At 57.3% G+C, this 13142-nt stretch carries 12 protein-coding genes; 11 read left to right on the top strand and 1 reads right to left on the bottom strand.

Annotation, left to right across the window (positions count from 1 at the left end):
* Positions 1–245: 245 nt before the first annotated feature.
* Genes C1Y43_RS07365 through C1Y43_RS07380 form a run of 4 tightly spaced genes read left to right on the top strand, consistent with a single transcriptional unit; the run spans position 246 to position 5372 of the window.
* Positions 246–1766: a sugar ABC transporter ATP-binding protein gene (locus C1Y43_RS07365; RefSeq protein WP_104093492.1), complete on the top strand. Its 1521-nt coding sequence runs from the start codon at positions 246–248 to the stop codon at positions 1764–1766.
* Positions 1759–2748 carry an ABC transporter permease gene (locus C1Y43_RS07370; protein WP_021508774.1) on the top strand — a complete coding sequence of 330 codons (990 nt, stop codon included), beginning with the start codon at positions 1759–1761 and terminating at the stop codon, positions 2746–2748. The genes C1Y43_RS07365 and C1Y43_RS07370 overlap by 8 nt, the downstream gene beginning before the upstream one ends.
* Position 2749: 1 nt before the next feature.
* Complete coding sequence (locus C1Y43_RS07375; protein ID WP_058781969.1) at positions 2750–3703, top strand: ABC transporter permease; 954 nt, start codon at positions 2750–2752, stop codon at positions 3701–3703.
* 28 nt (positions 3704–3731) lie between these two features.
* Positions 3732–5372, top strand: a complete 1641-nt coding sequence (locus tag C1Y43_RS07380) for an FGGY-family carbohydrate kinase (protein ID WP_104187689.1) — start codon at positions 3732–3734, stop codon at positions 5370–5372.
* A 55-nt stretch (positions 5373–5427) separates the two neighbouring features.
* Here C1Y43_RS07380 and C1Y43_RS07385 read toward each other — a convergent pair whose 3' ends face one another.
* Positions 5428–5835, bottom strand: a complete 408-nt coding sequence (locus tag C1Y43_RS07385; protein WP_021508771.1) for a Rid family hydrolase — start codon at positions 5833–5835, stop codon at positions 5428–5430.
* Between the two features lie 250 nt (positions 5836–6085).
* Between C1Y43_RS07385 and C1Y43_RS07390 the strand changes: the two genes are divergently transcribed.
* The 7 genes from C1Y43_RS07390 (at position 6086) to C1Y43_RS07420 (ending at position 13142) form a co-directional block, all read left to right on the top strand.
* Positions 6086–7024 carry a GlxA family transcriptional regulator gene (locus C1Y43_RS07390; protein WP_104187691.1) on the top strand — a complete coding sequence of 313 codons (939 nt, stop codon included), beginning with the start codon at positions 6086–6088 and terminating at the stop codon, positions 7022–7024.
* 151 nt (positions 7025–7175) lie between these two features.
* Positions 7176–7991, top strand: coding sequence for an SDR family oxidoreductase (locus tag C1Y43_RS07395; RefSeq protein WP_104187693.1), 816 nt, complete (start codon positions 7176–7178; stop codon positions 7989–7991).
* Between the two features lie 55 nt (positions 7992–8046).
* The gene (locus C1Y43_RS07400) at positions 8047–8808 is read left to right on the top strand and encodes an SDR family oxidoreductase (RefSeq protein ID WP_021508768.1); all 762 of its coding nucleotides are present in this window, start codon (positions 8047–8049) and stop codon (positions 8806–8808) included.
* Positions 8809–8853: 45 nt separating this feature from the next.
* Positions 8854–10056, top strand: coding sequence for an MFS transporter (locus tag C1Y43_RS07405; protein ID WP_104187694.1), 1203 nt, complete (start codon positions 8854–8856; stop codon positions 10054–10056).
* Between the two features lie 289 nt (positions 10057–10345).
* A complete protein-coding gene (locus C1Y43_RS07410; protein ID WP_104187696.1) occupies positions 10346–11344 on the top strand; it encodes an ABC transporter substrate-binding protein in 999 nt (332 codons plus the stop codon).
* Entirely contained in the window at positions 11344–12381 is a 1038-nt protein-coding gene (locus tag C1Y43_RS07415) for an iron ABC transporter permease (protein ID WP_104187697.1), read from the top strand. The genes C1Y43_RS07410 and C1Y43_RS07415 overlap by 1 nt, the downstream gene beginning before the upstream one ends.
* Positions 12381–13142: an ABC transporter ATP-binding protein gene (locus C1Y43_RS07420; protein ID WP_104187699.1), complete on the top strand. Its 762-nt coding sequence runs from the start codon at positions 12381–12383 to the stop codon at positions 13140–13142. The genes C1Y43_RS07415 and C1Y43_RS07420 overlap by 1 nt, the downstream gene beginning before the upstream one ends.

Genomic DNA, 13142 nt, shown 5'->3' on the forward strand with positions numbered 1-13142 from the left:
GTTTAACACCTTAATTTAACGGAGATAGTTTTTCTCCAGCGCCACACCAGGCAAATAGAAACAGATACGGCGTTGTATGTTGTGCTGTATCTGAACTTCTACTCAGAAATTGAAAACATATACCCTGAATAATTCGCGTCAGGCGCGGCGAAAGTCAGTGAAATTCGATGAGATATAAATGATTCGGATAAGCGACATCGCCAACACCCGGCTGGAAATAGGATGGGCAGGCTTAAGGATCTATGATGAATACGCTCAGCACGTCCCCTGCCAATGCTGAGGCCTTTATCAGCCTCGAAAAAATTAGTAAAAAGTTCCCCGGCGTATTAGCACTGGATAATGTCAGCCTGACGCTGAATAAAGGTGAAGTGCATTGTCTGGCCGGGCAGAATGGCTGCGGCAAAAGTACCATAATTAAAGTCATTTCCGGGGTTTATCAACCGGAAAAAGGCGCGGCCATCACGCTGGACGGAAAACTCTTTCATACCCTGACGCCGCAGCTTTCTTCTTATTACGGCATTCAGGTTATTTATCAGGATTTGTCGTTATTTCCCAATCTATCAGTCGCCGAAAATATCGTTATTCACCGCTATTTACCGGGCGGTGATTTCTGGGTACATCGCGAGTCAATGCGCAAAAAAGCGCTGGCGGCGATGCAACGGGTCGGCGTTGCTCTGGATCCGGATCGTAAAGTTGAAAAGCTGTCGATCGCTGACCGCCAGTTAGTGGCAATATGCCGTGCCATCGCTGCTGACGCCAGTCTGGTGATTATGGATGAACCGACGGCGTCACTGACCCGCAGCGAGGTGAATGGTTTGCTGCGGGTGGTGAATGAACTCAAAGCCGCCGGTATCTGCGTGGTGTTCGTCAGTCACCGTCTCGATGAAGTGATGGAAGTGGCCGATCGTATCAGCGTGATGCGCGATGGCAAACTGGTCGGCACCTATCCGGCCAGTGAACTCGACAGCCATGAGCTGGCGTTCCTGATGACCGGGCAGCGTTTCACCTATAGCCACCTGCCGCACCGGGCGCCGGCCGATGTAACGCCACTTCTGGAAATCAGCCGGCTGAGCCGCAAAGGGCAGTATCACAATATATCGCTGTCGCTGCGCCAGGGAGAAATCACGTCGATTATCGGCCTGCTCGGTTCGGGCCGCACGGAACTCTGTCTGAGCCTGTTTGGCATGAGCCAGCCGGACAGCGGAGAAATCCGCATTAACGGCAAGGTGGTGAAATTCCACTCTAACCGCGACGCCATTCGTCACGGCATCGCCTATGTGTCGGAAGACCGGCTGACGCAGGGGCTCATCATGGATCAATCCATTTATGACAACACGCTGGTATCGATTTTCGACCAGCTGCATACCGGCACCGGATTAATGGATCACCGCAAAGCCGCGGCGGTGGTTAAAGACCTGATCCGTGACCTGAACATTAAAGTCCCGGACAGCAGTTTACCGGTTAAAACGCTCTCCGGCGGCAATGCACAACGTATCGCCATCGCCAAATGGGTGGCGACGCGGCCCCATATCCTGATCCTCGATTCACCAACGGTAGGGGTGGATATTGCCAATAAAGAAGGCATTTACCGTATTGCCCGCGATCTGGCGGAATCCGGCATGGCGGTGCTGATGATTTGCGATGAAATCCCGGAAGCGTATTACAACAGCCATCGCGTGCTGGTGATGCGCAAAGGCGAACTGGTAGCGGAGTTCGCGCCGCACCAGAGCAGCGAAGCGCAGATTGCGGAGGTGATTAATGGGTAACAAATCGCTATCGAAACTGTTTACCCAGCACGAATTCTGGCTGGGATTACTGGTGCTGCTGCTGGTGGTGGGGCTGAGCGCCAGCAGCAGTGAATTTATGACGCTGGGTAACCTGACTGACGTCGCCACCAGCTATGCCATTCTGGGCATTCTGGCCTGTGGACTGTTTGTGGTGCTGATTGCCGGCGGCATCGACATCTCCTTTCCCGCTGTCACCTCCATCGGGCAGTACGTGATGGCGAGCTATATCATTCATCACGGTGGCAGCTTTCCGCTGGCGTTTGCCATGTCGATGGGAATCGGGTTGCTGCTCGGCCTGGTCAACGGTTTTCTGGTGTACTGGCTGCGCGTGCCGGCCATCATTATCACTATCGCGACGCTGAACCTGTTTTACGGTTTGCTGGTATATCTGACTAACGGTACCTGGTTGTACGGTTTCCCCGACTGGTTTATGAACGGGATCAGCTGGTTCTCCTTCACCGCCGCCGACGGTTACGACTATGGGCTGACACTGCCGCTGCTTTGCCTGCTGGGGGTGATCATCGTTACCGGCGTCCTGATGAATCGCACCCGCGTGGGCCGCCAGATTTACGCCATGGGCAGCAACCGTGACGCCGCATCGCGTCTCGGTCTGAACATCCTGCGGCTGCATTTTTACGTTTACGGTTTTATGGGATTGCTGGCGGGTATTGCTGCCGTGGTGCAGGCGCAAATTACCCAGTCGGTGGCACCTAATTCCCTGCTCGGTTATGAACTGACGGTGCTGGCGGCGGTGGTACTAGGCGGCACTAGCATGACCGGCGGGCGCGGCTCGCTAACCGGCACCATTCTGGGCGTGATGCTGCTGGCCTTCCTGCAAAATGGCATGACCCTGCTGAGCATTTCATCTTACTGGCATCAGGTGTTCAGCGGCGCGATCATTCTGGTCAGCATTAGCAGCACCGCGTGGAACGAAAAACGCAAACTGGCGAAGGGGATGTGACATGACGACGTTAAACCGATTCTTCCCCGGCGACCGCATCATCCGTTTGCAGTTGCTGATCATCGTGGCCGTTGCCGTGCTGTTCTCCTTTACGCTGGGTGGCAGCTTTTACAGCGTCGGCAATTTCCAGTCGATCTCCTCGCAGTTACCGATTCTGGGCATGCTGGCGCTGGGGATGGGCATTACCATGCTGACCGGCGGGATCAACCTTTCGATCATTGCCGGTGCCAACGCGTGTTCGCTGGTGATGGCGGCGATTCTGGTGGCGCATCCGAACCAGCCGGAATATGTCGCGCTGGCGCTGCTTGCGGGTCTGGCGGTGGCGCTGGTGATTGGGGTGCTCAATGGCGCGCTGATTGCCTTTATCGGGGTTTCACCAATTCTGGCGACCCTCGGCACCATGACGCTGATCGCCGGGCTGAATATTCTGCTGACCAACGGCGCGGTCATTTCCGGCTTCCCACCGGTAATTCAGTACCTCAGCAACGGCAGCCTGCTGGGTATCCCGGTCGCCCTGGTGTTATTCCTGCTGGTGGCGCTGCTGCTGTGGGTGTTTCTGGAACACACTACGCTCGGCCGCAGCCTGTATCTGATGGGTTCCAGCGAGCAGGCGACGCGGTTCAGTGGGGTCAACACGCATAAAGTTACTATCGCGGTGTACGTGCTTTCAGCTCTGCTGGGGTGGGGCGCGGCACTGCTGATGATGTCCAAATTTAACTCGGCACAGGCTGGCTACGGCGACTCCTATTTGCTGGTGACCATTCTGGCCTCGGTGCTTGGCGGCATTAACCCTGACGGCGGTTTTGGCCGGGTGATTGGGCTGGTGCTGGCGCTCATCGTGCTGCAAATGCTGGAAAGCGGCCTGAACCTGATGGGCGTCAGTAGTTACCTGACCATGGCGCTGTGGGGTTGTGTCCTGATCCTGTTTATCGCTCTGCAAAACAGAAAATCATAAGCGAAAGCTTTTCAAGAAAGGAAAGAACATGGCGAGTTATTTTATTGGCGTCGACGTAGGAACCGGCAGCGCCCGCGCGGGCGTCTTCGACATGACTGGCCGTATGCTCGGCCAGGCCAGCCGGGAGATCACGCTCTACCGCCCGAAAGCTGATTTTGTTGAGCAATCCTCTGATGAGATCTGGCAGTCCGTGTGTAACGCGATTAAAGACGTGGTCAGTCAGGCGGATATCAACCCGATTCAGGTGAAAGGCATCGGTTTTGACGCCACCTGTTCGCTGGTGGTGCTGGATAAAGAAGGCAAACCGCTGACCGTCAGCCCGACCGGGCGCAGCGAGCAGAACATTATTGTCTGGATGGATCACCGCGCGATCACGCAGGCAGAACGCATCAATGCCACCGGCCATCGCGTGCTGGAGTTTGTTGGCGGGATTATCTCGCCGGAAATGCAGACCCCCAAACTGCTGTGGCTGAAACAGCACATGCCGACCACCTGGAGCAACGTCGGACATCTGTTCGACCTGCCGGATTTTCTCACCTGGCGCGCCACCCAGGATACTACGCGATCGCTGTGCTCAACCGTCTGCAAATGGACCTATATCGGCCATGAAGACCGCTGGGATCCGAGCTATTTCCGCCAGATTGGCCTGGAGGATTTACTGGAAAACAACGCGGCAAAGATCGGCAGCGAAGTGAAAACCATGGGTGAGCCGCTGGGGCATGGCCTGACGCAGCGCGCTGCCGCAGAGATGGGGTTAATGGCGGGCACGGCGGTCAGCGTTTCGATTATTGATGCGCACGCCGGCAGCCTCGGTATTCTCGGTGCCAGCGGCGCATCTGGCGAATCAGCGGATTTTGACAACCGCATTGCGCTGATTGGCGGCACGTCCACGGCCCATATGGCGATGTCGCGCAGCGCGCGCTATATCGGCGGCATCTGGGGGCCGTACTATTCGGCGATTTTGCCGGATTACTGGCTGAACGAAGGCGGGCAATCTACCACCGGCGCGCTGATTGACCATGTGATTCAGTCGCATCCGTGTTATCAGGATCTGCTCAAGCAGGGCAAAGACAGCGGCAAAACCATCTATGAAGTGCTCAACGGCATACTGCGCAAGATGGCGGGAGAACCCGAGAATATTGCCTTCCTGACCAAAGACATTCATATGCTGCCTTATTTCCATGGCAACCGCTCACCGCGTGCCAATCCGACCCTGACCGGCACGCTGACTGGCCTGAAACTGTCACGCACGCCGGAAGACATGGCGCTGCATTATCTCGCCACCATTCAGGCGCTGGCGCTTGGCACTCGCCACATTATTGAGACCATGAACCAGAGTGGTTACTGCATTGATACCATTATGGCCAGCGGGGGCGGCACCAAAAATCCCATCTTTGTGCAGGAACATTCCAACGCGACGGGCTGCGCAATGCTGTTACCGGAAGAGAGTGAAGCCATGTTGCTCGGCAGCGCCATGATGGGCACCGTGGCGGCGGGTGCGTACGACTCTTTACCCGAAGCGATGGCCGCCATGAGCCGCATCGGTAAGACCATCACGCCGCAGACCAACAAAATCAAAGAGTATTACGACCGTAAATACCGTGTATTCCATGAGATGTACCACGACAGCATGAAATACCGGCAGCTGATGCAGGGAAAAGTCGAATAATTGCCGAAGAAGCAGGGCTGTAATCACAGCCCTGTGACGTAAGCGGCGGTTGCGGTTATTTTTGCCCATCCGCCTGAAGCACCCTTTTCGCCACAATCCGCATTTCCACCAGGGCGTTTTCCGGAATGAACTCTGACACGCCGATGGCAGACCATGCCGGGTAGGGGGCTTTGATATACACATCTTTGACCTTAGAAAATACCCCGATGTGTTTTTTAAGATCGATATGAAAGGTGGTCATCTCCAGTATATGTTCATAGTCCAGTCCGGCAGCGTTTAAATACACACCCAGCTTATAAAACGCATCATGGAATTGTTCTTCAGGGTGGGTACTTATCGGTTTGTCTTTCCGCGCTGCCGTCACCCCGGAAAGATACAGGGTGCCATCGGCTTCGATAACGGGAGAGAAGTGCCAGTCATGGTAATAGTGCTGAAATTCTTCAGGAACGATCGATTTTTTCATGGTTTTTCTCTGATTGATGACCTGGGCAATGGCCGCCTGTTTAAAACCCTATGCCTGGCGAACTGCCCGATCGGGTACTCTTAACATAAAACGGCGCAGAAGATCCGCAGCAGGTCGGTGTCATCGCCTTTTTTATTTTTCCGCAGGTGATACCGCTGAACGAAATCGGGTTATTGTCATGGCTCACCCTGCTTAACATCAGGCCGGACACAGTGTGGCAGACGGTGCCGGACGACTGAAGGAGACGATGATGCACCGGGTAGGTTTACTGATTTCCGATCATTTCCAGGTTCTGGGATTATCCACGCTGAGCATTTTTGAGTTTGCCAATCAGGTAAACGGCGAACCGTTTTACCACTGCACGGTTTATTCAGAGCGCGGTGGCGCGGTGCAGTCCTCTTCCGGCTTCGGCGTCGACAGCCAGCCGATCCATAGAGATATGGAAATGGATACCTGGCTGGTCGCAGGCGTAATGACACCGCTGGAGTTGCCGGCCACAGCGGGCATCGTTGATTTTCTGCAGGTGCAGGCGCCCCGGGCCCGCCGGGTGGCCGGGATCTGTACCGGCGCATTCGTGCTGGGGCAGGCCGGTCTGTTATCGGAGCGCCGCGCCACTACGCACTGGGTACATGCCCAGAGTCTGCAACTGCTGCACCCGACGACGCGGATAGAAGAAGACCGCATCTTTATTATTGACGATCACATCTGGACCTCGGCGGGACTCACCGCCGGACTGGATATGGCGCTGGGAATGGTGGAGAAAGATCTCGGTGCCGAAGTGGCGCGCAGCGTGGCGCACCTGCTGGTCATGCATCACCGCCGCTCCGGCGGACAGACGCAGCACTCTGAGATGCTGATGCTCTCTCCGCGCAGCGACCGGCTGCAGTCGGCGCTGGAATATGCGCGCAACAATCTCAGCAAAGCGCTGACCATCGAAGACCTTGCGGATGCCGTTCACCTCAGCGCGCGGCAGCTCAGCCGCCTGTTCCGTTCTGAGACGGGCAAGTCGCCGGCCAAAGCTATTGAGGGATTACGACTGGAAAACGCCCGCTTGCTGATCGAGCAGAGCAGGCTGCCGATGGAGGTGATAGCCCGAGAATCCGGCTTCCGCGATCGCCGCCATATGCGGGAAGTGTTCATTCGCGGTTACGGCATCCCGCCGCAGTCGCTGCGCACCGGTAAAGCCTGACGCGCGCTGTCACGCCTGAACGCCTTCTGATCACGATGGCCGGCATCCCGGTCATCATGTTGTCCGAAATCACGACCTTTCTCGTCAGCCGCGCCGGTGCGCGACTGCGTACTATGAATTCACCAACCCGATAACTGACAAGGTGAATATCATGACGCAGCAGACACACACCAACCGCGGCACTGCCGTTGTCACCGGTGCCTCTACCGGTATGGGCGCACTGTACGCCGGCCGCCTGGCACGTATGGGCTATGACCTGATCATCGTGGCCCGCAATCACAACCGTCTGAACCAGCTGGCTGAACACATCACCACCGACAGCGGTCGCAGCGTGGAAGTCATCACCGCGGACCTGGCCGATGCCGCACAGCTGAACGCGCTGGAAGAAAAGCTGCGTCAGGACGCGAGCATCACACTGCTGGTGAATAACGCCGGCATCGGCACCCATACCCCATTGCTGGACAGCGACGTGGCGCAGATGAACGCCATGATTAACCTCAACGTCATCGCGCTGACCCGCCTGACCTATGCGCTGGTGCCTGGCATGGTGGCGCGCGGACGCGGCGCCATCATCAACATCGCCTCGATCGTCAGCATTGCGCCTGAGCTGCTGAACGGTGTTTACGGCGGCAGTAAGGCTTACGTGCTGGCGTTCAGTCAGTCGCTGCACCATGAACTGGCCGGTAAGGGGATTCAGGTACAGGCCGTACTGCCTGGTGCCACCGCAACGCCGTTCTGGGATAACGGCGGTCTGCCGGTTGACCAGCTTGACCCGAACATCGTCATGAGCGCGCAGGAGATGGTTGATGCGGCGCTCACCGGCTTCGCCCGCGGCGAGCTCATTACTATTCCGTCCCTGCAGGACGAAGCGCTCTGGACCCGCTATGAGCAGGCGCGTCAGTCCATGATGCCGCACCTCGGCAGCGACGCGCCGGCTGAACGCTATCGGCCCGTCTCTGTGCACTGAACGCCCCTTATTCAGAATCGCAATCCTAATAACTGTCCCATTAAGGAATCAGATCATGAAACTGACCGATAACACCATCTTCATCACGGGCGGCACTTCTGGCATCGGCCGCGCAATGGCAGAAAAATTTCATCAGCTGGGCAACCAGGTGATCATCTCCGGACGCCGCGAGGCGCTGCTGCAGGAAGTCACCGCCGCCAGTCCGGGCATGGACTATGTGGTGCTGGACGTCACGCGCGCCGACAGCATTCAGGCCGCCGCACAGAGCGTGCTGGAACGCTATCCGGCCCTGAACGTGGTCATCAATAATGCTGGCATCATGCCGTTTGATAATGCGGCGGGCGAACTGGATGACGCGCAGGCGGTGACGCTACTGAACACCAACATTCTGGGACCGGTACGCGTCAGTGCGGCCTTTATCGAACACCTGAAGCAGCAGCCGGACGCGGTGCTGATTAACAACAGCTCGGTGCTGGCCTTCCTGCCGCTGGCGACCAACGCACTTTACTCGGCCACCAAGGCCGCGATTCACTCCTATACCCTGTCGCAGCGCTTCCTGCTGCGTGATACCGGCGTGCAGGTCATCGAAATCTCACCGCCGTGGGTGGATACCGATCTGATTTATAAAAGCGGCGACCCGCGCGCCATGCCGCTGGACGCCTTCATCAGCGAGACGTTTGAAAAGCTGGGTACCGACACCATCGAAGCGATTGTCGACCGCGTGCTGCCGGTGCGCGATAACCCGGGCGCGAACGAGCATACGCTGGTGAATCAGTTCAACCAGTCTGTGGCGGATAACCCGATTCCTGTTCAGTAAACATTTCAGGGGCAGCGCCCCTGAAGTTTATGCCGGAGAGAAATAATGAACGCTGTCATCACCTCTTCCCAGCGCCGCGCGCTGCGTGCGCTGAGCATTACCTACTTCGTTCAGGCTACCGGCGCGCTGTCTGTCGCTGGCAGTCTGCCGGCCATCTCTGCAGCCTGGCAGCTGACTGATGCGCAGAGCGCGCGCTTACTGAGTGTTTTCGGACTCACCTTCGCGCTGGCGGCTCCGCTGGTGCAGGTGCTGTTTGGTCACCTGCGCCGTCGTCGGCTGGTGCTCACCGGCATTGCACTGTTTAGCCTGGGCGCCTTCGCGTTTGTGCTGTCGCCGGGCTACAACGCACTGCTCGCCTCACGCATCCTGATGGGGGCCGGCGCCGGGTTCATCGGTCCGGTGTTGGTTGCGCTGGGCTCCGAACTGGTCCATGAACAGCTACGCGGCCGGGCCATCGGCATGGTGCTGCTCGGGGTATCGATGGCAAGCCTTGCCGGTATTCCGCTCGCCGCCTGGGTAGCCAGCCTGTGGGGCGCGAAAGCCCTGTTTGTGCTGGTCGGATTGCTAACTCTGCTGAGCGGGCTGAATATTTTGCTGACGGTGCCGGATGACAGCGCGGGAACGCGCATCCGCCTGCGTGAGATGGCCGGCGTGCTGGCCGATGGCAAATACCTGACGGCTTTCCTGGTGGTGTTTTTTATTACTTCCGGCGTTTACAGCTTCTACGCTTTTATCGCGCCGCTCATTCGCGACACCTACACTGGCGGCACGCATGCGGTCTCCGCAGCGCTGGCCGTGCTGGGCGTTGCCGGCGTGCTGGGCAATCTCTGGGTCACCCGCGCGGCGACATGCTTTACCGCTGAGAAGCTGCTGCTGAGCGGCATGACGCTGCTCATCGTCGATACGGCGCTTATCGCCGTGCTGCCGAAAGCGCTGGGCGTGCTGCTGGCGGCACTGGTGGTCTGGGCGTTTGCCACCGATCTGCTCTGGCCCAGCCAGCAGCGCCGGATCGTCGAGCTGGCATCAGTCCGCCATCGCGGCATTGCGCTGGCGCTGACCAGTGCCTTCATGTTTGGCGGTATCGGCTTTGGCTCGGCGGTCGCATCATGGATATATCCACTGGCCGGCTTTTACGGGCTGATCGGCATGTCGGTGGCCTTTATTCTGCTGGCGATGGTCAGTCTGCAGCTGTCAGAAAAGCGCAGGCAACCGGTAAACATCGCTGAGTGCGGTCAGCGTCAGGCCTGAATCGGCGGACGCCTCTTACCGGGTGCCGCGAAGCGAATGCTGGCCTGGCATGCTCTGCGTATTAAATACGTGACGCCAGCAGGGAAGGGGACCGGCTGGCTGCGGACAGGCTTTTACAGAACGTCCGGTATGCGATCCTGGCAGGTCCATGACGATGATAACTCTGGGAAACAATCTCCCGTTGACACCTTAAAATGCCCATTGTATAAAAGCCCGCTTCGTTAATGAGTTTCATTTGCATTAAAGCGGCGCGGGCTTCTCAAAACAATATCAATGGGGATAGGGGTTAATGAAAAAGGTCATCTGCACGTTATGTTTGGTGTTTGCATCGGTTAGCTCTGCGCTGGCCACCACCTATCCTCTCACGATTGAAAACTGCGGCTATAAAGAGACCTTCAGCAAGCCGCCTGAGCGCGTGGTGGCGCTGGGGCAAAATACCGCAGAAATTTTGCTGCTGCTCGGCCTGCAGGATAAGGTCATCGCCAGTGCGTTCTGGCCAACGAAAGTGTTGCCACAGCTGGCCGAACAGAATGCAAAAATCAAAACGCTGACGGTTGAAATCCCCACCCTTGAATCCGTGCTGGCGCAAAACCCGGACTTCGTTCCTGCCCAGACGCCGCTGCTGCTGGGACCCGAGAGCAAGGTGGCAAAACGCGAAGATTTAATCACCCTTGGCGTAAACAGTTATGTGTCGCCAGGAATGTGCGCCACCAAAAAAGCCGCAGGGGATATGTATGGCAGTCGCCAGCAGCTGTGGGATATGACGTACCTGTATCAGGAGATTCAGGACTTCGCCAAAATTTTCAACGTGGAAGATCGTGGCCAGGCGGTGATTGCCGATTTCAAAAAACGTGAAGCGGCACTGCGTCAGGAGTTTGGTAGCAGCAAGAAAGATCTCTCGTTTGTGTTCTGGTTCTCAAGCTCGTCACCGTCTGCGGATGCCTATGTGGGCGGTAAAAACAGTCCATCCGGATTCATCGCCAGCGTGCTGGGCGGGCACAACGCCATCACGTCAGAGACCGAATGGCCGACGGTCAGCTGGGAGAGCATCATCGCTGCCAATCCGGATGTGATCGTGGTCTCCAGTCTCGATCGCAATCGCTGGGCGCTGGATAAAGCCGAAGAGAAAATCAAATTCCTGAAAAGCGATCCTGCCGTCAGCCAGCTGGATGCGGTAAAAAAAGGCCACATCGTGGTGATGGATGGCCAGGCCATGAACCCGACCATCCGCACTATCTACGGAGCCGAACAGGTGGGTGAGCAAATGAGAAAACTGGAACTGAACTGATGACCATCGCTGTTGTTCAGGCGCGACAGGGGCTATTCCTGACCGCCTCGCTGGTGGCTGCCGTCGCGTTATTATTGCTGGTGATTGCGACCGGTGTCAGCGTCGGAGAACTGTCGATCCCGCTAAAAAGCGTCTTTTATGCCATCAGTAATAAAATGGGGCTCACGCACGTTCCCCTGAGCCGCATCTACGAAAGTGTGATTTGGGACTTTCGCCTGAGCCGGGCGCTGGTGGCAGCGTGCTGTGGCGCCGGATTGGCGATTTGCGGTGCCGTTTTGCAAAGCCTGCTGAAGAATGCGCTGGCTGAGCCTTATGTGCTCGGTGTCTCTGCCGGTGCCTCCACCGGGGCGGTTTCTGTCGTGGTGTTGGGCATCGGCAGCGGGGCCGTCTCGCTGTCGGCGGGTGCCTTCGCCGGCGCCTTCACTGCCTTTGCCTTTGTCGCTTTTCTGACGAAAGGGGCACGCGGCGGTAATGAACGCACCATCCTGGCCGGCGTTGCGGCTTCCCAGCTGTTTAATGCGATCACCGCATACACCATCAGCACCTCTGCCAGTGCGCAGCAGGCGCGCGATGTGATGTTCTGGTTGCTGGGCAGCTTCAGTGGCGTGCGCTGGCCGGAACTCCAGCTGGTGCTGGTGGTGGTGACCTTCGGACTGGCCATTTGCCTCTACTATTCCCGGGCGCTGGATGCGTTCACCTTTGGTGACGATGCGGCTGCCTCGCTGGGTATTGCGGTGCCTCAGGTGCGCCTTGCGCTCTTTATCACCACCGCGCTTATCACCGCCACCATCGTCAGCATGGCCGGTTCGATTGGTTTTATTGGCCTGGTGGTGCCGCATGTCATGCGTTTCTTCTTTGGTCCGCTGCATCGCACGTTGCTGATTGCCAGCGCACTGGCCGGTGCCATTCTGATGGTGCTGGCAGATATTGCTTCACGCCTGCTGATTGCCCCGCAAAGCCTGCCGGTGGGCGTTGTGACCGCGCTGGTTGGCGTACCGTTCTTTGCGGTGATTATCTGGCGTTCGGGGAATAAATAATGAGTATCTCCGCTGACAACATTAGCTGGAAGGTCGGAAAAAAGGTCATCGTCGATAACGTATCGCTGCACATTTCCCGTGGTGAAACTGTCGGGCTGATTGGTCCAAACGGCTGCGGCAAATCTTCCCTCCTGCGCATCCTCGCCGGCCTGCGGCGCCCGGATGCCGGCTGTGTGACGCTGGACGGGCAAAATATCGCCCGCATTGCCCGCAAACAGATTGGTCGTCGGGTAGCATTCGTCGAGCAGCACGGCATGACTGACGCCAATATGCGTGTGCGCGATGTAGTGAAACTGGGGCGCATTCCGCATCATTCTCCGTTTTCCAACTGGAGCGCGCACGATGACGAAACCGTGACGGCCGCTCTGCAGCGCGTGGACATGCTGGAGAAAAGTGAGCAGGGATGGCTGAGTCTCTCCGGTGGCGAACGTCAGCGTGTGCATATTGCCCGCGCACTGGCGCAAACGCCGAGCGAAATTCTGCTGGACGAACCGACCAACCATCTGGATATCCATCACCAGATGCAATTAATGCAGCTGATCAGCGAGTTACCAGTTACCAGCATTGTCGCCATCCACGATCTCAACCACGCATCGATGTTCTGTGATTCGCTGATCGTGATGCAGAACGGTCAAATCATCGCAACCGGCACGCCGCAGGATATCCTGACCGAGGCGCTGCTTTGGCAGGTATTCCGGGTGAAAACCAAAATTGAGATCTCCCGCTTTCATGGCAAGAAGCACATTCATTTCATTCTTTAG

The sequence above is a fragment of the Pantoea sp. ICBG 828 genome (assembly GCF_002928355.1).
In the GTDB taxonomy this organism is placed as follows: Bacteria; Pseudomonadota; Gammaproteobacteria; order Enterobacterales; family Enterobacteriaceae; genus Pantoea; species Pantoea dispersa.